Raw genomic sequence first — 26,813 nt, 5'->3', positions numbered from 1 at the left:
GCTTTTCAGGGTGTATCGAGGTACTCCTCGAGGACCGGTCCGATGACAGCAAGGACCTCCGGCTCGATCATCTGGTTGTGCTCGCACTCGAGCTTCACTTCCCGGATTCGACCGGTCACCGATTGCGTCCACTCCTCAGGTGAGTGCTCTGCGGGTGACGACGCCGCCGTGAAGAACAACAGATCCCCGTCGAACTGCTGCGGACGGAACTCGTTCATGATTCTCGATGAGTTCGTGAACCCGGTGCTGATGCGTTCGAGATGTTGCGGTGTGAGCCCCGTCTTCTGACCGAACGCCTCGTCGAGGAGTTCGACGGCGCGCTCGTAGGTGAGTTCTCCGTCCGTGGCGACGGACTCGAGGTCGAGCCCGAGGCCGTGCAGCAATTCGGAGACGGTGAGGCTGTCCGGGGTCGCGTCCGCGTCACCGATGACGTAGCTGTCCATCAGGGCCAGGGTGGCGACGGATTCGCCCTCCCGCAGCAACTCCACCGCGATCGCCTGCGCGATGATCCCGCCGAGAGACCAGCCGAGCAGGTGGTACGGCCCGGAGCCTTGAATGCGTCGCATCTCGAGCACGTAGTGGTGGGCGAGTTCCTCGATCGAGTCGAAGGACGGTCCGCCGCTGATACTCGGCAACTGGAGACCGTAGACGGGGCGGTCCTGCGACAGGTGTTGCAGCAGCCCCGCATAACCCCACGACAGCCCGATCCCCGGATGGATGCAGAACAGTGGCGGTTTCTCCCCCGTCGGGCGCAGCGGAATCACGACTCGTAATGCCTCGTCGACGGCCGATTCACCACCGCCGTCCGTATCGATCCGCCGCGCCAGTCCGGCCGGTGTGGGATCGAGGAACATGGACTGGAGCGGTATCCGTCGGCCCAGGCGTTCCTGGAGAACCGTGATGACCCTGGTGGCGACGATCGAGTTGCCGCCGAGGTCGAAGAAGCTGTCGGCGGTACCCACCCGCTCCACCCCGAGCACCTCCGCGAAGGCCTCCACGACGATGCGTTCGGTTTCGGTATCCGGGGCTCGGAACGCGGCAGCGGTGGTCCCGAACTCCGGCGCCGGCAACGCCTTGCGGTCGAGTTTGCCGACCGGAGTCATCGGAACCTGATCGAGAACCACCACAGCGGACGGGACCATGTGGGCGGGCAGCCGCTCGGCGGCGTAGGTGCGCAACTCCGCGGGCCCCAGGTCACGGCCTTCGACGGCGCGCACGTATGCCGCGAGCAGGGTGTCGCCGGACGGCCCGGTGTGCCCGATCGTGGCCGCGAAAGCCACCGCCGGATGGCGGGCGAGGATCGCATCGATCTCACCGAGCTCGATGCGGAAACCGCGGACCTTCACCTGGAAGTCGGTGCGCCCGATGTATTCGACGGTGTGATCGCCACGCCACCGCACGACGTCGCCCGTCCGGTACATGCGCCGTCCGGGCTCACCGAACGGGCAGGCCAGGAAGCGTTCCGAGGTGAGAGCCGCACGGTTGTGGTACCCCCGCGCCAAGCCGGGCCCGGCGATGTACAGCTCACCGGGGACACCCGCCGGGACGGGTTGCAGCCGTTCGTCCAGAACCAGGTACTCGAAGCCGATGGCGGGAGCACCGATGTTCACGACCCCACCGGGACGCATCGGGGCGCTGACACTGGCCTGAATGCTCGTCTCCGTCGGACCGTAACCGTTGTGCATGCGGCGGTTGCGGCCCCACACCTCGACCAGCTCGGGCGGGCATGCCTCGCCGGCCACGGCCAGCATGCGCACCGTGTCGAGGTCGCGGTCCTCCATCGAGGACAGTGCGGTGGGGGTGATGAACGCGTGGGTCACCTGTTCCCGGCGCAATAGGTCCGCCAGCTCGTCGCCGCCGAAGATGGTAGGCGGAACGATGAGCAGCCGAGCCGATGCGCCGAACGCCATCATCAGCTCGAACACCGAGGCGTCGAAGCTCGGTGACGCCAGATGCGAGACCGTCGAGTCGCGGAAGACCAGGAAACGTTCGTGCTCCTCCGCGGTGAGGTTGGCGATGCCCCGATGGGTGACGATGACGCCCTTGGGCTTGCCCGTCGAACCCGAGGTGTAGATCAGGTAGGCGGGATGCCCGAGGTGCAGGGGGCGTGTCCGGTCGGCATCGGTGATCGGATCCGAGGACACCACCGCCACCTGCTCCGCGAATTCCTCGTCGTCGAGCACCAGCCACGGGACGGATTCCGGCAGATTGTCCCGGCGCTCGGCGACGGTGATCCCGACCGATGCGCGGCAGTCGGTGAGCATGTACTCGATGCGATCACGCGGATAGGTCGGATCGACGGGCACGAATGCCGCGCCCGACTTGGCCACCGACCAGATCGACACGACCTCTTCGATGGACCGCGGCAGGCCCAGTGCGACGAATGTTTCCGGGCCCACACCGTGAGCGCGCAGGACCCGCGCCAACCGGTTGGACCATTCGTCGAGTTCCCGGTAGCTGACGTGACGGTCTTCGAAGGTCAGTGCAATGGCCTCGGGGTCCACGGCTGCCGCACCGGCCAAGATGTCGGGCCACAGGTCGGGACGGACGTCCGGCCTGCCGCGGGCAGGAGCCAGCTCCTCCCGCTCCACCTCGTCGAGGATCGGCAGGGTGGCGATGGACTGCTCCGGGTCGGCGGTGACCGCCGCGAGGATGCGGACGAACCGGCCGGCGATCCCACGGGCGGTTCCCTCGTCGAAGAGCGACACAGCAAAGTCGAGGCCGCCGCTGATCCCGGCGGGTGCACCGTCCGGATCGAACTGCTCGGCGAGAATCACCTCCAGGTCTTCCTTGACCACCCTCGTCTCGAGATCCACCCCCTCGACCCGCAGTTCCGGCAGCTCGAGCGTCGCACGCTCGTTGTTCTGGAATTCCAACGCCACCTGGAACAGCGGTGAGTAGGACGTGGACCTCGTCGGGTTCAACTCCTCCACCAACCGTTCGAACGGCAGGTCCGAGTTCGCGAACGCGGCCAGATCGGATTCCCGAATCTGCCGCACCAACTCGGTGAATGTCGTCGCAGGGTCGATGCGACTACGCAGCACCAGAGTGTTGACGAACATGCCGACCATGTCGTCGAGCGCGGTTTCCCCGCGGCCGGCGACGGGTGTTCCGATGACTACATCGTCGGTGCTGCCGAGCCGGGCGAGAAGTATCACGAGGGCGGCATGGACCGCCATGAACATGGTGGCGTTGTTCTCCCGGGCAAGGGCCGTCATCCGCCGGTGCAGGTCGGCATCGATCGCGAATTCCACCCGATCGCCTTCGAAGCTCTGCTGGATGGGGCGCGGCCGGTCGGTCGGCAGCGCGATGACGTCCGGCAGTCCGGCCAGAGTGTGCGACCAGAAGCGCAGCTGACGGTTGATCAGCGAAGTCGGATCGTCCTCCGAACCGAGTGCGGCATGTTGCCACAGGGTGTAGTCGGCGTACTGCACCTGCAGCGGAGCCCACTGCGGACCGTCTCCCTCGAGCCGCGCGCTGTACGCGACCATGACGTCCCGCGCCAATGGGGCGAGCGAGAACCCGTCCGCACAGATGTGGTGGACCACGATCGTGAGGACGTGATGGTCGGGGTCGGTCCCGAAGAGGGCGGCGCGCACGGGCAGGTCGGTGCTGACGTCGAATCCCCGCGACACCACGTCCCGCATGCGTGTCGGCAGCTCCTCGGCGGTCACCGTGGCGGTGGTGAACTCCGGCCGGACCACCTCGGCCGGGAGGATCCGTTGGGTCGGCTCCTTGCCGACGGTCGGGAACACCGTGCGCAGCGTCTCGTGCCGCCCGAGCACGTCCGACATGGCCAGCCGCAGCGCGTCCTCGTCGAGCCTTCCGATGAGCCGCACCGCGAGCGGAATGTTGTAGGCGGGCGACGACGGATCGAACTGGTTGAGGAACCACATCCGCTTCTGCGCAAGGGACAGCGGAATCAGCTCGGGCCGCTCGGCCGGGGCGAGCGGCGGGCGGGCACCGCCGCCGGGAGCCGTACCCTCCCCGATCCGCTCCGCCAGCGATCGCACGTCGGGCGCTTCGAACAGTGCCCGAACGCCGATGTCGGTGTCGAGCGCATCGCGCAACCGGGCGGTGACGCGAGTCGCTACGAGCGAGTTGCCACCGAGGTCGAAGAAGTTGTCGTCGACGCCGATCCGCTCGAGTCCCAGGACGTCGGCGAAGATGTCCGCGATCGCCCACTCCAGAGCTGTGGAAGGAGCACGAAACTCTTTGGTGTGGACGTTGATCTCCGGCGCCGGCAGCGCCGAACGATCCAGTTTGCCCACCGGTGTCAGCGGGATCTCGTCGAGGAACATGATGCTCGACGGCACCATGTGCGCGGGCAGCCGCGTGGACAGGTGCGCCGTCAGTGCGGCGGGGTCGACCGTGTCCGGCGTCAGGGGCAACAGGTAGGAGACCAGAACGGTGTCCCCGGACGGACCGGGTACCCCGAGGGTGGCGGAGAAGCTCACGCCGGGGAAAGTGGCGATCTCGGCGTCGATCTCACCGAGCTCGATGCGGAAGCCACGGATCTTGACCTGGAAGTCACTGCGGCCCACGTATTCGACGGAGTGGTCGGCACGCCAGCGGACGATATCGCCGGTGCGGTACATCCGCTCCCCCGGCTCACCGTACGGGTTCGCGAGGAAACGGTGGCTGCTGAGAGCCGGGCGCCGGTGGTAGCCCCGGGCCAGTCCGGCGCCGGTGATGTACAGCTCACCGGGAACGCCCACCGCTACCGGCTGGAGTCGAGAGTCCAGAACCAGCTCCTCGACACCGCGGATGGGTCCGCCGATCGTAATCGGCTCCCCCACCGTCATCGGGTCGCTGATGTTGGCCATCACGGTGGTTTCGGTGGGGCCGTACCCATTGAAAAGTTCTCGACCGGGAGCCCACCTCGTCACCAGTTCCGGCGGGCACGCTTCACCGCCGACGGTCACGTGCTGGAACTCGTCGAGTCCTGCGGGATCGACCGTGGCCAGGGCAGCGGTGGTCACGAACGCATGCGTGACGTGCTCCGAGCGAATCAGTTCGGCCAGCTCGGCACCGCCGTACATGGTCGGCGGGGCGATCACCATGGTTGCGCCGACGCCGAAGGCCTGCAGGTATTCGAAAACCGACCCGTCGAAGCTCGGAGTGGAGAAGTGCAGTGTGCGGGAGGTCGGTGCGGCCGCCATTCGCTGGCGCTGATCCTCGGCGAAGTTGTCGAGTCCCTCGTGGGTGACCACGACACCCTTCGGCTTGCCCGTCGAACCGGACGTGTACACGATGTATGCGGCGTTGTCGAGGCTGATCGGGGACTTTCGGTCCGCATCTGCAACGGGCAGTGCGGCTTTCGACTGGCATGCCTTCTCGAATTTCGGGGAGTCGAGCAGCAGCCACGGCACCGTGTCGGGGAGGTCTTTCTCGTAGGCGGTCATGGTCAGGCCGATCGTGGCGCCTGAATCGGACAGCATGTGCTCGATGCGGTCCAACGGGTAGTTGGGGTCGATGGGGACGAACGCGGCGCCCGTCTTGGCTACCGCCCACACTGCGAGAACGGATTCGATGGACCGGGGAATGCCCAGCGCCACGAACGCCTCGGGACCCGCACCGCGCGCGATCAGCACCCGCGCCAGCTGGTTCGAACGCTCGTTCAGTTCGCGGTAGGAGACGTTCCGGCCCTCGAAGGTGAGGGCCGTCCGGTTCGGGTCGAGCGCGGCGGCGTCCTCGAAGATCTGCGGGAGAGTCCGCACCGAGAAACCGGGGCGCCCGCGCACCGGAGCGAACTCGGCGAGTTCGGTCTCGGTGAGCAATTGCATGTGCGCCAAGGGAATCTCGGGCCGATCGGCGAGTGCGGCGAGAACTCGCTGCAGTCGGTCCGCGATCTCGTCGATCGCGCTCTCGTCGAACACCTCGGGCAGGTATTCGAACTTCAGGTTCAATTGCTCGTCACCTGACGCAACGACGGCGAGCGGATAGTGCGCAGAGTCCTTGCCGCGGATTCCGGTAACGAACATGCCGGCGATGTCGGTGTGCTCCGTCAGTCCGTCCTTGTCCACCGGATACGACTCGAACACCGTCAACGTATCGAAGCCGGCACCGAGTCCGGCCACCGACTGGATGTCGGTGAGCCCCACGTAGTGGTGGTCGAGCAGGGCTGCCTGCTCGCTCTGGACCCGGGCGAGCAGATCCCCCAGCGGTTCCCGCGGGTTCAGCGCCACCCGGACCGGCAGAGTGTTGATGAACAGGCCCACCATCGACTCGATACCGGCGATCTCCGGCGGCCGGCCCGACACCGTCCCGCCGAACACCACATCGGTGCGCCCGATCAGGCCGCCGAGCACGATTCCCCAGGCCGTCTGCACGACAGTGTTGAGGGTCAGTCCGCGCTCGCGGCTCAGCTCACGCAGACGGGTGGTCTGCTCCTTCGACAAGGTGAACGCGGTTTCCTCGGCCATCGCCGAATGCGCTTCGGCCCGATCCATCGGCGCGAGCAGAGTCGGTTCGTCGACCCCGTCGAGCGCGGCGCGCCAGGCCGCGAGCGACTCGGTGATGTCGTGACGTCGCATCCACGACAGGTAGTCGCGGTACGAGTGCACCCGCGGCAGCAAGCTGCCGTCCGCATCGGTCGCGTACAGGGTGAGCAGGTCACGAATGACCAGCGGCGTCGACCAGCCGTCGAGCAAAATGTGGTGATTGGTCAGGACGAGTCGGTAGTCCTGTTCCGTCAGCCGAATCAGCGCCAGCCGCAGCAGCGGTGCCCGCGACATGTCGAATTTGACCGACCGGTCCCGCCCCAGGATCCGGTCGTATTCCTGCTCGGCCTCGGCCGGATCCAGATCAGAGAGGTCGAACTCGGACCACGGCAGTTCGACCTGATTCTGAATGATCTGGGCGGAGGCGCCCGCAGTGTCGTGGACGAACGCCGCCCGCAAATTGGGATGCCGGTCGAGGAGGGCCTGGCCAGCGCGGCGGATCCGGTCGGGGTCGACCTCCCCGCGCAGCTCGAGTGTCAGCTGAACCATATACGGATCCACGGCGGCGTCGGAGAATTGCGCGTGGAACAGCAGGCCGGACTGCAGAGGCGACAGCGACCAGATGTCCGACAGGGCCGGGAAGCGGTGCTCCAGTCCGTCGATTGCGGCCTGATCAAGAGTGACGAGGTCGAGATCGGACGGCGTCACACCGCCCGAGTCGGGCCGCGCCACGTGCACAGTCAACGCGGTGAGCGCCTGCACCCACAGCTCGGCGAGTTCGCGGACCTCGGCCGCTGTCAGGACACCGGCCGGGAACGCCCACGTCGCGCGCAGCCGGTTTCCGCCGGCAGCGGTTTCGGTGACGGCGTTGATGTCGAGTACCGAGGCGACTGGGATGTCGGAGGCGGGAACGTCGTCGAGCTTGGTGTCGCTGACCGGGACCCAGGGGTGTCCGTGGATATCGGTCGAGCTTGCACCGCCCAAGCGTCCGAGGTAGTTGAACGTGACCTGTGGTTGGCGCAGCGCATGCAGCTCGTCTGCGGTTTCGGGGTTGAGATACCGCAGCATGCCGTAGCCGATGCCGTGGTCGGGGATCGCAAGCAGTTGTTCCTTGATCGCCTTGATTGCCGAGCCTGCGGCGCGGCCGCCGTCGAACGCATCGTCGAGGTCGATGCCCGACAGGTCCAGGCGCACCGGGAACATCGCGGTGAACCAGCCGACGGTGCGACCGAGGTCGGCACCCGGCAGGACCTGATCTTCACGGCCGTGGCCTTCGAGGTTGACCAGTGACTGCGCGAAGCTCTCCCCGTGTGTGCGCTGCGCCGCCTGCGCACGCCACCGCGCCAGGGCCAGCGCCAGTCCGGTCAGCAGGCCGTCGTTGACTCCGCCGTGGTACGCCTCGGGCACCGTCGTGAGGAGGGCGTCGGTGATGTCGGTGGGCACCTCCACAGTCAGCTTCTCCACGGTGCCCGCGACGTCGACATCCGGGTCGAGCGGCCGCGACCCGATCAGCGGGTCGTCACCACCGAGCACCCCACGCCACAGGTCGAGTTCGCCGGCGCGGTCGACGGCAGCGCCGGCGAGACCGTGGGACCAACGGCGCATCGACGTGCCGACCGGCTCGAGTACCGGTTCCTGCCCCGCCGAGATCTGGGCCCACACGGTAGCCAGGTCGGGAACGAGGATCCGCCAGGACACCCCGTCGACCACCAGGTGGTGCGCGACCACCAGCAACCGTCCGCCGCCGTCCCCGGCGTCGAACCACACCAGCTGCAGCATGACACCCGCCACCGGGTCCAGTCGCCCAGCGGCCGCATCGAGTTCGCGAGTGGCGATCTCGGCGAAGGTCGAGCCGGTCACCGTGGGCACCTCGACACGATGAAGGATGTCGCGGACGTCGACGGCCCCGGGACCGCGCACGTCGATATGCCACTGCGGCGGCGCTCCGACCAGCTGTGCTCGCAGCATGTCGTGGTGATCGACGACCACCTGGATCGTGCGTTCGAGGGTCGCGCTGTCCGCTGACGGGGGCAGGGACAGCAGCGCCGTCTGGGTGTAGCGGCGGAAGTCGCCGCCGCGTTCGAGCAGCCAGGACGCGATGGGTGTGGTCGGCATATCGCCAACTCCGCCACCCGGCAGCTCCTCGAGCACCACCACGTCGGCGGCACCGGCCCAGGACGCCACGTCGGCCAGGGCGGCCACGGTCTTGGCCTCGAACACGTCCCTCGGGGTGAGCACCACACCCGCAGCCTTGGCGCGGGCCACCAGCTGGATCGACATGATGCTGTCACCGCCGAGTGCGAAGAAGGAATCCTCCACCCCCATCGATTCGAGTCCGAGGACCTCGGCGAACAGCCCGGCCAGCACGGTTTCCATGTCGGTGGTGGGCGCCCGGCTCGCGGACACGCGGGCGCCGAAGTCCGGTTCGGGCAGGGCGCGGCGGTCCAGCTTGCCGTTGCCGGTGAGCGGCAGGGCGTCGAGCACCACGAGGGTCGCAGGCACCATGTAGGACGTGAGCTGGGTGCCGAGGAATTCCAGGGCCGACGACACCTCCACGGTGGCACCCGACTCGGGCACCACGTATCCGATCAGCCGGTTGCCGCCGTGGCCGTCGTCGCGGGTCAGGACGACGGCCTGCGCAATTCCGCGGTAGCGGAGCAACGCGGACTCGATCTCGCCGAGTTCGATGCGGAAACCGCGGATCTTGACCTGGAAGTCACTGCGCCCGAGGTATTCGAGTTGGCCCCCGGCATTCCAGCGCGCCAGGTCACCGGTCCGGTACATGCGTGTGCCGGAGCCGAGCGGGTCGGCGACGAACCGGGTGGAGCCGAGCGCTGCACGGCCGAGGTAGCCGCGGGTGACCTGCTCACCCGACACATACATTTCGCCGATGGTGCCCGGCGGCACAGGATGCAGACGCCGGTCGAGAACGTGTACCCGCAGCCCGGCGACGGCGCGACCGATCACACTGGCCGAGGCGGACTCGGCGAACGCTCGGTCGAGCCGCAGGTAGCTGACGTGAACGGTGGTCTCGGTGATGCCGTACATGTTCACCAGCGTCGGCGCGGAGTCGTCGTGCCGGGAGTACCAGCGGCCCAGCTGACCGAGGTCGAGGGCCTCTCCGCCGAAGATCACGTACCGCAGCGCCAACGCCGCCGCGGTCACGTCGATCTCCGACACGATCCGGTCGGTCTCGGCCAGTTGGTAGAACGCGGTCGGCGTCTGGTTGAGCACCGTCACCTGCTCGTTGCGCAGCAATTCGTGGAACATTTCCGGTGACCGGGCGGTGTAGTAATCGACGACCACCAGTCGCCCGCCGTAGAGCAGCGGTCCCCACAACTCCCACACGGAGAAGTCGAAGGCATACGAGTGGAACATCGTCCAGACGTCGTTCTCGTCGAACCCGTACAGCGGCTGCGTGTTCGCGAAGAGGGTGAGCACGTTGCGGTGCGAGACGACCACACCCTTCGGGCGGCCTGTCGACCCGGACGTGTAGATGACGTAGGCCACCGACGACGCATCGAGGGGGGCGACCCGATCCTCGTCGGTGATCGCTGCCGGTGACTGCCGACCGAGGTCCGCGTCGGTCTCGAGGTCGTCGAGCAGGATGACGGGCGTCCCGGACTCCGGCAGCGCGGACGCGTCACCGACGGTCGTGATCACACAGTTCGGTGCGGCGTCCTCGAAGACGAACGCCAGCCGGTCCGCCGGGTAGGTGATGTCGACCGGAAGGTATCCACCACCCGACTTGATCACGGCGAGCAGGGCGACAATCAGGTCACAGGTGCGCGGAAGTGCTACCGCTACCAGGGTTTCCGGCCCGACTCCGCGAGAGATGAGCAACCGTGCCAGCCGGTTCGACCGCTCGTCGAGCTGGCTGTACGTGTACGCCACATCCTCGGAGGTGACTGCGGTGGCCTGCGGGAACCGGGCGACGCTCTGCGCGAAACGATCCGCCAGCGTGTCGGTACCGGCATCGACGCCGACTGTGTTCCACTCGCTCGCCATCGCGGCCCGTTCGGCCGCGTCGGTGAGCTCGATGTCACCGACCGGGGCGTGCGGATCAGCGGTCACCGCACCGAGGACCCGCAGGAATCGGTCTGCGAAGATCCGCACGCTTCCGGCGTCGAACAGATCGGTGGCGTAGACGAACGCCGCGGTGATACCGGACGCCGTCCCGTCCTCTTCGAAGCGCTCCTCGACGCTCAGCTGCAGGTCGAATTTTGCGACCTCGAGATCGAAATCGACGGCGGTTGCGGTCAGCTCCGGTAGCTCGAGACGCGGGGTCTCGTTGTTGCGGAACTCGAGCAACACCTGGAACAGCGGGGAATGCGCGGTGGACCGTTCCGGTGCCAGCGCGTCGACCAACCGCTCGAACGGCAGATCCGAGTGATGGAATGCGGCGAGATCGGTGGCCCGCACCTGATCGATCAGTTCGCCGAATCCCCCGGCGGGATCGACGGCGGCCCGAAGGACCAGGGTGTTGACGAACATGCCGACCATCTCGTCGAGGGCCGCATCACCGCGGCCGGCGATCGGGGTGCCCACCGCGATGTCTTCGCTGGAGGACAACGCCGACAACAACACGGACAGTGCCGCGTGCACGGCCATGAACATGGTGGAGTTGTGTTTGCGTGCCAGTGCGGACAGCGCGCGGTGCATCTCGGCCGGAATCTCGAAGTCGACCTGGGCGCCGCGGAACGACTGCTGGACGGGCCGGGCCCGATCGGCGGGCAGCTGCAGAATTTCGGGCAGGTCCCCGAGTTGCTCTGTCCAGTACCGCAGTTGCTGAGAGACGAGCGATTCGGAGTCGCTTTCGCTGCCCAGTTGTTCGAGCTGCCACAGCGTGTAATCGGGGTACTGCACCGACAGGGGACTCCACTGCGGAGCGCTGCCCGCAATGCGTGCCGCGTACGCGGCCATCACGTCCCTGGCGAGCGGAGTGAGCGAGAAACCGTCGGCACAGATGTGGTGCACCACGATGACGAGCACGTGCTCGTCCGGTGCGAGAGCGAACAGCGCCGAACGGATCGGCACGTCGGCCGTCACGTCGAAACCTGCGGTCGCGAGCGTGGCGATGTGTTCGCGGAGTCCACTCTCCGATACTTCGGCGATCTCGAGGTTCGGTGTCCACTGTCCGGGTGAGAGCACCACCTGCGTCGGTTCCCCGTCGTGGGAGGGGAACACGGTGCGCAGCGATTCGTGCCGGGCGAAGACATCGGTGACGGCCGCGCGCAGTGCGTCCACGTCCAACCGTCCGGCCAGCCGCACCGCGAGCGGAATATTGTACGCGGCGGACGAGGTGTCGAACTGGTTGAGGAACCACATGCGCTTCTGCGCGAGCGACACCGGCACGTGCGCGGGGCGCGGCCGCGGGCCGAGCGGAACTCTGGCGTGGTCGCCAACCTGGGCCGGGGCGAACGCCGTCGACTCGATCATGCGGGCGAGTCTGTGGATCGTCGGCGCCTCGAACAGGGCGCGCACCCCGATCTCGGTGTCGAGTTCGGCGGTGAGCCGGGCGGCGACACGGGTGGCGATGAGCGAGTTTCCGCCGATATCGAAGAAGTTGTCGTCGATGCCTACCCGCTCGATCCCGAGCACGGCGGTGATGACATCGGCGATGGTGTGCTCGAGCACCGTGGACGGCGGCCGGAATTCGTCCGTCGTCGGCAAGAACTGCGGTTCCGGTAGAGCCGCTCGGTCGAGCTTGCCCACCGGGGTGAGTGGAATTTCGTCGAGGATCATGATGCTCGACGGCACCATGTGGGCCGGCAGCAGTTCCGCCGTCCACAGCTTCAGCTCCGGCGGCTCGAGCGTCGTCTCGGCTTCCGGGAGCACATAGGACACCAGCACCGTGTCACCGGCCGGTCCGGGGCGCCCCACTGTGACGGCGAACGCCACCGAAGGATGCCCGGCGAGGGCAGTGTCGATGTCGCCGAGTTCGATACGGAAACCGCGGACCTTGACCTGGAAGTCGCTGCGGCCGAGGTATTCCACGGATCGATCCCAACGCCAGCGTGCGAGGTCACCGGTACGGTACATCCGCTCCCCCGGATCACCGTACGGATCGGCCACGAACCGTTCACTGGTGAGCCCCGCCCGTGCATGGTAACCGCGGGCAAGACCCTCGCCGCTGATGTACAGCTCCCCTGCGACACCCATGGGGACCGGCCGCAGCCATGCGTCGAGGATGACTTCCGCGTTACCGCGGATTGGCCCCCCGATCGTTACCGGGTTGCCGGCCTCCAAGGGGTCGCTGAGGTTGGCGACGATCGTCGCCTCGGTCGGGCCGTAGGCGTTGAAAAGCTCACGGCCCGGAGCCCAGCGGCTCACCAGTTCAGGTGGGACGGCCTCGCCGCCGACAGCCACGGTCCGGAAGACATCGAGGCCCTCCGGGTCCACCGACGCCAGCGCCGCCGGGGTAATGAATCCGTGAGTGATGCGCTCGGATCGAATCAGCTCGGTCAGTTCGTCACCGCCGTACACGGACGTCGGCACGATCACCATGGTTGCACCGACCGCGAAGGCCATCAGATAGTCGAGGACCGACGCGTCGAAACTCGGAGACGAGAAGTGGAGTGTCCTCGACGTCGAGTCGGTCCCGTAACGCGTGCGCTGTTCTTCGGCGAAGTTGTCGACGCCACGGTGGCTGACCACCACCCCCTTCGGGGTACCGGTGGAACCGGAGGTGTAGATCATGTACGCCGGGTGTGCGAATTGCAGTGGCACGACACGCTCGTCGTCCGAGACTGGACCAGAAGGAACTTCGCCTGCGGCAGAAACGGTTTCGGGGTCATCGAGCGTCAACCACGTGGTCGAATCGGCCGGCAACCGGTTACGGTCCGCACTCACGCACACGCCGAACGTGCATCCCGAATCGCTGAGCATGTGTTCGACTCGCTCACGCGGGTAATTCGGATCGACCGGCACGAACGCCGCCCCCGTCTTGGCGATCGCCCATACTGCGACGATCGATTCGAGCGACCGCGAGATTCCCAGTGCGACGAAGTCCTCCGGTCCGACGCCGCGGTCGAGGAGCAGGCGCGCAATGCGATTGGACCGTTCGTCGAGTTCACGATAGGACAGCCGGCGGTTTCCGATGACGACGGCGATGGCGTCCCCGGCGGCCGCGGCGGTCTCCGCGAACATTTGGGGCAGTGTCCGCACGGAACTACCCGGCAGGCCCCGGGCCGGAACCAGCGCGGTCTCCTCGGCCTCGGTGAGCAGACGCAACTGTGCCAACCGCAGCTCCGGCCGCTCGGCGAGCGCCATCAGGGCCCGAACCACCCGGTCACCGATGCGTGCGACGGTGTCACTGTCGAACAAGGTGGGGACGTATTCGAACTTCAGTTGCAGACGCTCGTGCGCGGACGCGATCACCGCCAGCGGATAATGCGCGGCGTTGGCGCGGTCGTGCACGTCGACCACATTCATACCGGCAATGTCGGTGTTCTCGGTGAGGCCCTCCCGATCCACCGGATACGACTCGAACACGGTCAGCGTGTCGAAGACGGCGCCGCCACCGGCCACACCCTGAATGTCGGTCAGCCCCAGATAGTGGTGGTCGAGCAGCGATGCCTGCTCACTCTGGATGCGCTCGAGCAACTCCCCCAGCGTCTCCGACGGCGCGAGCACCACACGGACCGGCAGCGTGTTGATGAACAAGCCGATCATCGACTCGATGCCGGGGATCTGCGGTGGCCGACCCGACACGGTGCCACCGAAGACCACATCGGTTCGGCCGGTCAAGCCGCCCAACACGATTCCCCACGCCGTGCGAATCAGGGTGCTGAGCGTGATGCCACGCTCGCGGGCGAGGGCGCTGAGAAGTTCGGTGCGATGGTCGTCGAGTTCGACGACCAGTTCACTCGACTCCTCCGTGCTCTGGGCGGACGCGTCGGCCGGCGCGAGCAGCGTGGGTCCTTCCAGACCTGCGAGGGCTCGCGTCCACACGCCGAGCGACTCCTCGGTACTGCGATGCGACATCCAGGCGAGGTAGTCGCGGTACGGGTTCACCCGGGGCAGCGCGTCGGCGTCGCCCGCGGTGGCATACAACGTCAGCAGGTCGCGGATCAGCAACGGCATGGACCAGCCGTCGAGGAGGATGTGGTGGTTGGTGACCATCAGGTGCTGTTCGTCCCGCCCCACCTGAATGAGCATGAACCGCATGAGTGGCGGCGTGGACATGTCGAAACCCCGTCGCCGGTCGGCGTCGGCGATACGGTCCATCTCGGCTGCGCGCGCGTCGGCGTCGAGGCCCGACAGGTCGATCTCCGTCCACGGCAGCTCCGCGTGCCGGGAAATGGCCTGGATCGGGGTGCCGCCCTCGTCGTAGACGAACGACGCACGCAGATTCGCGTGCCGGTCGAGCAATGCCTGCCCGGCCAACCGCAGCCGCGCGGAGTCCGCCCCGCGGAGCTCGATGGTCATCTGCACGGTGTACGAATCGATCGACTCTTCCGCCAAGAGTGCGTGGAACAGCAGACCGGACTGCAACGGCGACAGGGACCAGATGTCGGAGAGCGCCGGGAAGCGGGCTTCGACACGGTCGATCGTGTCCTGGTCGAGGGAGACCAGGTCGAGGTCGGACGGGGTGACACCGCCGGCGTCGGGGCGGGCCGCGTAGGCGGTGAGTGCGGTCAGCGCCCGCACCCACAGTTCGGCAAGTTCCCTCACCTCGGCGGCGTCGAGAACACCGGCCGCGTAGGCCCACGTCGCCCGCAGCTGCGGACGGTCCTCGACCTCGGTGGTGACGGCATTGATATCGATGGCGGAAGTGACGGGTGTGTCGAGGTCCTGGGCGCGGTCCATGTCGACTTCACCGGTCGGTGCCCAGCCGGCGCGGGTGGCGGCCTCGGACAGGTCGGCTGCGAAGCGCCCCAGGTAGTTGAAGCTGATCTGAGGCAGCGAGCGGTCCGCGAGCACAGGTGCGGTGTCGGGGTTGAGATACCGCAGCATGCCGTAGCCCATGCCGTGGTCGGGGATCGCGAGAAGCTGTTCCTTGATCGCCTTGATCGCAGAGCCCGCGGCCCGGCCGCCGTCGAACGCGTCGTCGAGATCGATGCCCGACAGGTCCAGGCGCACCGGGAACATCGCGGTGAACCAGCCGACCGTGCGACCGAGATCGGCGCCCGGGACCACCTGGTCCTCGCGCCCGTGGCCTTCGAGGCTGACGAGTGTCCCGTCGACGGGCCGCCCATGGGCACCGGTGACCAGCCGGGAACGCCGCCACTGCGTGACAGCCATCGCGAGGGCGGTGAGCAGCCCGTCGTTCACACTGCCGTGAATCGCATCCGGCACGGTCGTGAGGAGGGCCTCGCTGACCTCGGCCGGCAACTCGACGGTGACCCGGCCGACCGTGGCGTTCACGTCGATGTCCGGGTCGAGGGGGCGGCTACCGACGAGCGGGTCCTCGCAGTCGAGGATTCGCTGCCAGAGGTCGAGTTCGCCCGACCGCTCGCCCGCCTGGTCCACCAGGCCGTGTGCCCAGCGCCGCATCGAAGTGCCGACCGGCTCGAGGGCCGGCTCCTGACCCGCCGAAACCTGTGCCCACGCCGTCGCGAGATCCGGCACCAGAATTCGCCACGACACGCCGTCGACCACAAGGTGGTGCACCACCACGAGCAGCCGGCCGCCGGCGTCACCGGCGTCCAACCACACCACCTGCAGCATCGCACCCGCCGCCGGGTCGAGCCGGTCCAGTGCCGCATCGAGTTCGGCGATGACGGCGCTCGCGAACTCGGCGGTTCCGGGCGCAGCGGCCACGGCCACCCGCCGCAGGATGTTGCGCGTCGCCACCGAGCCGACCGGGCAGGCCTCGAGATGCGACTCGTCGACCCCGACGATCAGCTGTGCACGCAACATGTCGTGCCGGTCGAGTACGGCTTGGAACGTATCGATCAACGGCTCGATCGCCCGCAGATTCGGGGGCGCGGTGAGCAACATCGACTGCGACATCCGGTTGAACTCGCCCCCGCGCGCGAGAAGCCACGCCGTGATGGGCGTGGTCGGCATGGCGCCCACGCCGCCGCCGGGAAGCTCCTCGAGCACCGCCACGTCCGCGTCGCCCGCCCACGACGCCACCGCGGCCAACCCGGCCACCGTCTTGGCCTCGAACACGTCCCTCGGGGTGAGCACCACACCCGCCGACTTGGCACGGGCAACCAGCTGGATCGACATGATGCTGTCGCCGCCGAGGGCGAAGAACGAATCGTCCACGCCCACCGACTCGAGCCCGAGGACCTCGGCGAACAGGTCGGCCAGTACCGATTCCATCTCCGAGACCGGTGCGCGCCCCGACGACACCCGGGCACCGAAGTCCGGCTCGGGCAGCGCCCGCCGATCCAGCTTGCCCGCCGGGGTCAACGGCAGCGCGTCGAGAACGACCAACGTGGACGGCACCATATAGGGAGCAAGGAAGCTGCCGACGAATGTGAGGACGGCCTCCGGGTCGAGGACGGTGCCGCTCGTCGGGACGACGTAGCCGACGAGCCGGTTCACTCCGGTGGTGCCCTTGTGCGCCGACACCACGGAATGGGCCACGCCCGGATACCGGGCGAGGGCCGTTTCGATTTCGCCGAGCTCGATGCGGAATCCGCGAATCTTCACCTGGAAGTCGCTGCGGCCCAGGTACTCGAGTTGCCCGTCGCGGTTCCAGCGCGCCAGGTCGCCGGTCCGGTACATCCGGGCGCCGAGGCCGCCGTAGGGGTTGGCCACGAACCGTTCGGCCGTCGTCCCAGCCCGGTTCCGGTAGCCCCGCGCGAGTCCCGAACCCGTGACATACAGTTCGCCGGTCACACCGTTCGGCACCGGGTGCAGGCGCGAATCGAGCACCATTTCGCCCGTCCCCAGTGGTGGCCTGCCGATGGTGACGGCATCGCCCGGCACCATCGGGCCGGTCACGCTCGACACCACGGTCGCCTCGGTCGGGCCGTAGGCGTTGAACATCCGCCGGTCCGCCGTGACCCACTGGGCCACCAGCTCGGGCGGGCACACGTCACCACCGGTGACAACACATTCGAGGTGGTGAAGGCCCACGGGTTCCACCGACGCCATCGCGGCGGGGGTGATGAAGGCGTGGGTGACCCGGCCCTCACGGAGCACATCGGCGAGTTCGGTGCCGCCGATGACGGTGGACGGCGCGATGACCATCGTCGCGCCGGACCCGACCGCGAGCAGCAACTCGAGGATCGAGGCGTCGAAACTCGGCGAGGAGAAGTGCAGGGTGCGCGAGGCCGAGGTGATGCCGAATCGGGTGCGTTCGTCCGCGGCGAAATTCGCCAGGCCCCGATGGGTGACGGCGACGCCCTTCGGCATTCCGGTCGATCCCGATGTGTAGATCAGATACGCCGTGTTCTCCAGTGCGAGGGGCAACCTGCGGTCTGCGTCGGTGACGGCGGAAGAAGACTGGGTAGCCACCTCGACACCGAGCTCGGGTGCGTCGACCACCAGGTAGTCGACGCATTCGGGGAGGGCGGACCGGAACTCGGTCACCGTCAGGGCCAGCTGCGCACCGGAATCGGTGAGCATGTGCACGATGCGGTCGGTCGGGTAATCCGGGTCCACCGGCACGAACGCGGCGCCGGCCTTGGCCACCGCCCATAGGGACAGCACCGATTCGACGGACCGCCCCATCGCCAGCGCCACCACCGATTCGGGGCCGACGCCTCGCCCGATGAGCAGTCTGGCCAGCTGGTTCGACTGCTGATCGAGATCCCGGTACGACATTTCCCGGCTCTGGTAGATCAGTGCGGCCGCCTCCGGATCCGTGGCCGCCGACGCGAGCAGTTCGGGAAGTGTGCGCAGCTCGGTGTCGGGTGCGTCCATCACCGGGGTGAGCGCGGCGCGCTCGGAGGCCACCATCAGCTCGATGTCACCGACGGCCCGCTCCGGATCCGTGGTCGCAGCGTCGAAGATCCGCTGCAGGTAATCGGCGAAACCCGCGATCGTCGAAGCGTCGAACAGACTCGACGCGTACGTGAACGCGGCCGAGATGCCTGCCGGCTCCCCCGACACACCGAATTCCTCGGTGAGGGTCAGCTGGAGATCGAAATTGGAGATGTCGGTGGCGAGGTCGAGCCCGGTGACGGTCAGACCGGGCAGCTCCAGACGGGGCCGCTCGTTGTTGCGGAACTCGAGCACCACCTGGAACAGCGGCGAATGGGACGTGGCGCGTTCGGGCGAGATCGCATCGACCAGTCGTTCGAACGGAAGGTCCGAGTGATGGAACGCGCTGAGGTCGGTGTCCCGCACCGTGGCGAGCAGTTCGGAGAACGAGCAGTTCGGCTTCACCGGGGTGCGGAGCACGAGGGTGTTGACGAACATGCCCACCATGTCGTCGAGGGCGGCATCGCCGCGACCGGCGATCGGCGTTCCCACCGCTACGTCGTCGGTGTCACCGAGCCGGGCGAGCAGCACGGCCAGTGCGGCGTGCACGGCCATGAAGACACTCGAATTGTGTTCTCGCGCCGTGGTGATCAACCGGCTGTGCACCTGGGGGTCGATGCTGAACGAATGGACACCACCGCGGAAGGACTGCTGGGTCGGCCGGGGATGGTCCGTGGGCAGCGCCAGCAGCTCCGGGAGTCCGGCGAGGGTGCGGGTCCAGTAGTCGAGCTGGGCGGCCAGCAGACTGTCGGGGTCGTCGGCACTACCGAGCACCCGGTGCTGCCAGAGCGCGAAGTCGGCGTACTGCACGGTCAGCGGCGCCCAGTCGGGCGCCTGGCCACCGGTGCGGGCGGCGTACGCGGTCATCACGTCCCGGGCGAGGGGCGCCATGGAGAAACCGTCCGCACTGATGTGATGCACGACGATGACGAGCACGTGGTCCTCGGGCGCGGTGCAGAACAGCGCCGCGCGCACGGGTACCGCGACCGTCACGTCGAATCCGGCGCCAGCCAGACGCGCAATGTGTTGCGGCAGTTCATCTTCGGAGGTATCGATCGGGGTCAGGTCCGGAACCACGTCCTCGGTATCGTGAACGACCTGGACGGGCTCGCCGTCGACCATCGGGAACCGGGTGCGCAGCGACTCGTGCCGTTCCAAGACGTCGGCGACGGCGTCCTGCATCGCGGCGTCGTCGAGGTCACCGGTCAATCGAACCGCGAGCGCGATGTTATAGGCGGGTGAATCGATGTCGAACTGGTTGATGAACCACATGCGCTTCTGAGCCAGCGACACCGGCACCCGGCCCGGTTGAACTCCGGCGACCAGCGGGGGACGCTCGGCATTATGGACGGCCTCGGACTCGATCCGCGTCGCCAGCGTGGCCACGCTCGGGGCGTCGAAGATCTCCCGGACACCGATGCGGCTGCCCAGTGCCGCGTTCACCCGCGCCACCAACCGGGTGGCCACGAGGGAGTTGCCGCCGAGATCGAAGAAGCTGTCGTACACGCCGACCCGCGGTGCGCTCAGGAGGTCCGCGAAAATCGAGGCCAGGATCTCCTCGATCGGATTACGCGGGGTCACGAATTCGGTGGACGGACTGAGGAACTCCGGCTCCGGCAGCGCACCGCGATCCAGCTTCCCGGTGGCGCCGAGGGGGAAGCGATCGAGCACGATGATGCGGGTGGGCACCATGTACGCGGGCAACGACTCCGCCGCGGTGTCGCGGATGTCGGCGGTGTCGATTTCTACGCCGGGCCCGGGAATCACGTATCCGACCAGGCTTTCCCCGGTGGCCTCGCTGCGATGCACGGTCACCACGGCCTGCGCCACCGACGGATGCGCCAGCAAGGCGGCCTCTACCTCGCCGAGTTCGATCCGCTGGCCGCGCAGCTTGACCTGGAAGTCGCGCCGGCCGATGTACTCGACGTTGCCGTCCGCGCGCCACCGGACGATGTCACCGGTGCGGTACATGCGCTGACCGGGCTCGCCGAACGGGTTGGCCACGAAGCGATCCGAGGTCAGGTCGGGACGCCCGACGTATCCGCGGGCCAGTTGGACACCCGCCAGGTACAGCTCGCCGTGGACGCCGACCGGCACCGGATGCAGGCGAGCGTCGAGCACGTAGAGTTGGGTATTCCATACCGGGGCGCCGATCGGCACCGACACCCGGTCCGCTTCGGTGCATTCCCAGTAGGTGACGTCGACAGCGGCCTCTGTCGGGCCGTACAAATTGTGCAGCGCTGTCGATCCGAAGTCCCGGAAGGCGTCGGCGGTGGCGGGTGGGAGCGCCTCACCGCTGCAGAACACCTGACGCAGCGAACCACACAGGTCGGGCTCGGCACCCGCAATGAACACGGCGAGCATCGACGGCACGAAGTGCATGGTCGTCACCTGGTGGTCGGCGATCACGTGCGAGAGGTAGGTCGGGTCGCGGTGACCGTCCGGCGCCGCGAGCACCAGCCGGGCACCGACTTCGAGCGGCCAGAACAGTTCCCACACCGACACGTCGAACGTGACGGGCGTCTTCTGCAGCACCACATCCGTGTGGTCCATGCGATAGGTGTCCTGCATCCACAGCAACCGATTCACGATCGACCGGTGGCTGATCGCGACACCCTTGGGCCTGCCGGTGGAACCAGAGGTGTAGATCACGTAGGCCGTCGAGTCGGGATGGACGGCTCCGCCACGCTCGGCGTCGGTAATGGGCGTGCTCGCCCTGGCCGACAGATTGAGTGTGTCGATTTCGATCGCGGCACTGCCTGCTTCACTCGTCACCCCCTCGGATCGATCACGGGATGAGGTAAGGACACACGTCGGGGAGGAGTTGTCGAGAACGTACGCGATCCGTGACGCAGGATGGTCGGGATCGAGGGGAACGTACGCGGCCCCCGCCTTCTCCACGGCGTAGATGGCGATCATCAGTTCGAGCGAACGCCGCAACGACACGGCCACCCGGGACTCCGGTCCGACTCCGCGGGCGAGGAGTTCGCGGGCGAGCCGGTTCGCTCGGGCATCGAACTCCGCGTACAACAATTCGTCTTCACCGAACACCACTGCCACTGCATCCGGTGTCCGCCTCACCTGCGCCTCGAAGAGGTCCACCAAGGTGGCCGAGGACGGTATCGCCGCGGCGGTGTCGTTCCACTCCCGCAAGATCCGGCGGTTCTCTTCCTGTCCGATCAGGTCGATGTCGCCGACCTTCACCTCCGGGCGCGCAGTGACGGTGTCGAGGAGGGTGAGGAACCGTTCCGCGAGGGCGGCCATCGTGGACGGCTCGAACAATTCCGCGGCGTAGGAGAACTGGGCGTCGATCGCGCCGGGTTCCCCGGAATTTTCGGTGTGCTCGGTGAGGATCACCTGCAGGTCGAACTTGGCCGCACCAGTCTCGAGCCCCTGCACCTCGACGTCGAGCCCCGAAAGCTCGAGCCGGGTGTCCGTAAAGCCCTGGAGCACGAGCATCACCTGGAACAGCGGCGAATGCGCCTCGGAGCGGGTCGGCTTCAGCTCGTCGACCAGCAACTCGTACGGCAGATCGGTGTTACTGAAAGCCGCAAGGTCTGCGGACCGGGTACCGGTCAGGATTTCGGGGAAGCTGCGCTCCGGATCGACCTCCGTGCGCAGGACGACGGTGTTGACGAACATGCCGACGACGTCGTCGAGTTGCCGCTCACCGCGACCTGACACCGGGGAGCCGATGGATACATCGGACGAGCCGCTGGACCGGGAGAGCAGGACGGCCAGAGCAGCGTGCACAACCATGAACAGACTGGCGTCGTGGGCGCCGGCGATGCCGAGGAGGGCGGCGTGGAGACGGGCCGGAATGGTGAAATCGGTTGTGCCCCCCACCATCGACTGTCGCGCCGGGCGCGGGCGATCGGTCGGCAGGTCCAGTACTTCGGGGGCACCGTCGAGAGTGCGGGCCCAGAACGACAGTTGCCGGGAGAGCACGCTCGTGGGATCGTCGGCGGAGCCGAGCAGCTCACGTTGCCACACGGAGAAGTCGGCGTACTGCACCTCGAGGGGCGCCCACTGTGGGACCTCGCCGGCGGCGCGGGCGTGGTAGGCCACCATGACGTCCCGTGTCAACGGAGTCATCGACAGTCCATCGGCCGCAATGTGGTGGACCACGAAGACGAGTGCATGATCCTCTGTCGCCGTCTGGTACAGCTTGGCGCGGATCGGCGGTTGCACGGTCACGTCGAACCCGGTGGCCGCCTCCGCGAGCAGGTGGATGTCGAGTTCGTCGGGAGCCACCTCGACCGCGTCGAGGTCCGGGCTGACGTCCGCGACCGGAAGCACCACCTGGAGAGGCCCATTGGGGGTGTTGGGGAACACGGTCCGCAACGACTCGTGCCGGTCGAGGACGTCGCGGACCGCGGCGCGCAAGGCCTCCACGTCGAGTGTGCCGCGCAACCGGATGGCCACGGGAATGTTGTAGGCCGGGGACGCAGTGTCGAGTTGGTTGATGAACCACATCCGCTGCTGTGCCAGCGACACCGGCACCGGCCCGGCGGTGGTGCGCGGCGCCAGCGGGGGCCGGACCGACGTGCGGGGCCCCAGGGCGTCGACGCGGGCGCTGAGTAGCGCCACGCTCGGCGCCTCGAACAGGTCCAGCACCCCGATCTCGGTGCCGAGTGCCGTGTTGACCCGAGAGACCACCCGCGTGGCGACCAGCGAGTCACCGCCCAAGTCGAAGAAGCTGTCGTCCACACCGACACGTTCGACACCCAGCAGGTCCGCGAACACCTCGGCGACCCGCATCTCCGTGTGAGTTGCCGGCGCCCGGTACACCGTCGAGGTGGCCTCGAACTGCGGTTCCGGCAACGCTTTCCGGTCGAGCTTGCCGGCCGGAGTCAGTGGGACCTCGCCGAGCATCACGATGCGCGCGGGCACCATGTGCGCGGGCAGCGCGGCCGCCGCGTGTTCGAGGACGTCGTTGACGACGAGTTCGACCCCGTCCCCGGGCAGCACGTACGTCACCAGCACTGTGTCACCGGACGGGGCGGTACGCCCGACCGTGGTCGCGAAGGCCACGGCCGGATGCGAGCGTACGACGGCGTCGATCTCACCGAGTTCGATGCGGAACCCGCGAATCTTCACCTGGAAGTCGGTGCGGCCCAGGTATTCCAGTTGACCGCTCGAGTTCCACCGTGCCAGATCGCCGGTACGGTACATCCGCTGTCCCGCACCTCCGTGCGGGTCGGCGACGAACCGTTCCGCGGTCGGAATCGGACGGTTGTGGTACCCCCGTGCCACACCGTCTCCGGTGATGTACAACTCGCCCGGCACACCCCGAGGGACCGGGTGCAGACGTGGGTCGAGCACCAGCAAAGCCACACCCCGCGAAGGACGGCCGATTGTGACAGGCTCCCCCACGACGAGCGGTCCGGCGACACTGGCCACCACCGTCGCCTCGGTGGGCCCGTACGCGTTGAACATGACCCGTCCCGGTGCCCACTGCTCGACCAGGGCGGGGGGACAACTCTCGCCACCGGTGACGACACACCGGATCGAGTCGAGGCCGTCGGGATCCACCGACGCCAGCGCCGCCGGCGTGACGAACGCATGCGTCACCTGTTCGCGGCGCAGCAGTTCCGCGAGTTCGGTACCGCCGTACACCGTGGACGGGGCCACCACCATCGTCGCTCCGCCACCGACCGCCAGCAGGAGTTCCAGGATGGAGGCATCGAAACTCGGCGACGAGAAGTGCAGTGTCCGGGAGTCCGGTGTGACACCGAAACGTTCGCGTTCGTCGACAGCGAAGTTGGCCAACCCGACATGGGTGACGACGACACCCTTGGGGACGCCGGTGGAGCCGGAAGTGTAGATGAGGTACGCCGGGTCGGACAGCCGTAGCGAACGGACGCGATCCTCGTCGGTGACGGTGCCTGCGGACTCGGCGGCAAGCGCCTGCCCGAACTCGGCGTCGTCCATCACCAACCACGGTGCCGTCTCCGGCAATGCGTCGCGATGTGCGCTGACTGTCAGTCCGACGAGGGCGCCGGAGTCGGTCAGCATGTGCTCGATGCGGTCCGGTGGATAGTGCGGATCGACCGGCACGAAAGCGGCGCCGGACTTAGCGACCGCCCAGGTGGCCGACACCGATTCGATCGAACGCGCAATCGCCAGCGCCACAACCGTACCCGGCCCCACGCCGCGGCCGATGAGCATGCGCGCAAGACGGTCGGACTGCTCGTCGAGTTCCGCATAGGTCAGGGTACGACCTTCGAAGACCAGCGCCGCACCGTCGCCTCCGGTCGCCGCCGCGTGCTGTAGCAGCGCGGGCAGGGTCAGAGGCTCCACCGAGCCATCCCCGCGAACAGGACTCAGTTCCGCGTATTCGGCCGGTTCGAGCAGGGTGACGTCCCCGATGGGTGCCATCGGATCGGTCGTCACGGCCCGCAGGATGCGAACGAACCGCCCCGCCAGCGCCTCGGCGCTGCTGCGGTCCCACACATCCGTCGCGTACCGCACTCGACCGTCGATCCCGCCCGCTTCGGATTCGGTGAGCGAGAAAACGAGGTCGAGACCCAGCGGCCGGTGTTCGCGCGCAATGGGATTGATGCGCACATCCCCGGCGGTGTCGTGCGGATGACCGCCGTCGGTGAATTCGAGCATCACCTGGAACAGCGGTGCGTGCGACGGGTCCGGCTCGGTCACGAACCGGGCGACCAGGTCGTCGAACGGCAACGCCGCGTGCGTGAAGGCAGCGCGATCGGCGTCCCGGACCCGCGCGAGGTGATCGGCGAAGGACGACGCTCCGTCCACGTCTGACCGCAGGACGGCCTTGTTGAAGAACGCGCCGCTGTCCGGATCGTCGGAACCGATGGGATCCCGGCCGACGATCGGGGTTCCGATCACTACGTCGTCGGTGTCCCCGATCCGTCCGAGAAGGATCGCGAGCGCCGCGTGTACGGCGGTGAAGGGTCCGGTGCCCGCGTCCTGTGCCAGCTGGTGCACCCGGTGCTGCACGTCGGCATCGACGGCGAAGTCGACCTCGTCCCCGGCGCCGTCCCGCTTCGCCGGTCGCGGCCGATCGAGCGGGAGCGCGGTCACCTCGGGTAGCGCGGCCAGCTCGCGGGCCCAGAAGTCGAGATCGGCCTTCCGTGCGAGCACCCGTGCTGCGAGCCGGGCGCTCTCGGCGTGGATGGCAGCCGTCCGGGTCTGTGGGTCGGCGGTGACGAATTCCTCGATCATCTCCGCGAACCGCCGGTGATGCGCGCGCAGTTCCTCGGGCCCGTACCTGTGGGGGTTGCCGCGGAAGTCGAGGAGGGTCTCCCCGTCGCCGCCCTGGTAGATGTTGACCAGCAGGTCGTCCACCGGGCCCGAGGTGACGATGTGATATTCACCCACCACCGAACCCAGCGTGAACTGCTGGTGGAACAGCATGACGTTGACCATGGGGCCTGCCAGCCCCTCGGCGGTCCCGGACAGTCCCGCGTCGCGGCGAATGTCCTCGAGGCTGCACCGCTGGTGACGCAGTGCGCCCATCAGCTCCAGCTGCACGCGCTGCACCAGCTCCGCCACGGTGTCCTCAGGACGAACGGTGATCCGCAGCGGGGCGACGTTGACGAGCATGCCGCCAGACCTCTGGAGAGGGGCCGTCGTGCGCGCCGACACCGGCAGGTTGATCAAGACGTCCGCTCGACCCGTCATCCGCGAGAGGTAGCAGGCGAACCCGGCGACCATCACGGCCGCCGACGTCGCACCTACCCGCTGATCCGAGATGTCGAGGAGTTCGAGGGCCTCCTCGGAGAGCGTGGCGCTCTCGAGCCGACTCTGCGCGGCTGCGGGCGCATCGTGGGTTGCCAGGGTGCTGCCGTGCTCGATGCCGACGATGCGCTCTGCCCAGTACTTGCGGTCGTTCTCGAACCTGTTGGAGGACCGGTACTTCTGGTCGAGGTCGTAGAGTTCGCGCAGATCGAGCGCACGGTTCGGGGCGGGCTCGGTGCCCTCGACGAGGGCTGTGTATAGGGCCGCGACACGATTGGCCATCGTCATGCCGCTGTAGCCGTCGAGCGCGACGTGGTGAATCCGCGTGTACCACAGGTAGTGCTGTTCGCCGACCTGCAGCACCGTCATCTCGACGAGGCGGTCGCGGGTCAGCCGCAGCGGGGTCGCGCAGTCCTCGTCCATCCACACCTTCGCGATGGCCATCGGATCGGCCTCACCGCGAAAGTCCCGGAACCCGATCGACGGATCGATGGTGAAATCGACCATCTGATACGGCTCTCCGTCGACATCGAGCAACCGCAGGAACGGCGACTGGAACTCGTGGGCGGCCCGCACGGCGGCCTCGCTCAGCAGGTCCAGGTCGATGTGGCCGCGCAGTTCGACGTACTGGGCGATGAACTTGGGAACCGTGGGGCTCAGTTGTTGCGCGAACCACATGCTTCTCTGCACCGAGGACAGAGGAAACGCCCCTTCGGGCACATTCCCCTCGGCAGCGCGCTCGTTCGGCTGCTGCGAAGTCAAACTCGTCAT

The 26,813-nt window shown here is 67.6% G+C and carries 1 protein-coding gene; it reads right to left on the bottom strand.

All coding sequences use genetic code 11. The features are described 5' to 3' along the window. Window positions 1-5: 5 nt before the first annotated feature. Complete coding sequence (locus tag NOF53_RS25615) at window positions 6-26,813, bottom strand: non-ribosomal peptide synthase/polyketide synthase (RefSeq protein WP_255974161.1); 26,808 nt, start codon at window positions 26,811-26,813, stop codon at window positions 6-8.

Origin of the sequence: Rhodococcus tibetensis, from assembly GCF_024438035.1 — a bacterium.
In the GTDB taxonomy this organism is placed as follows: Bacteria; Actinomycetota; Actinomycetes; order Mycobacteriales; family Mycobacteriaceae; genus Rhodococcus_F; species Rhodococcus_F tibetensis.
Note: the sequence above shows the minus strand (reverse complement) of the source record. Positions and strands in the feature narration are given on the sequence as shown.

Coding starts and splice junctions, on each gene's coding strand:
- NOF53_RS25615 (WP_255974161.1), bottom strand. CDS start 26,813: ATGACGAGTTTGACTTCGCAGCAGCCGAACGAGCGCGCTGCCGAGGGG.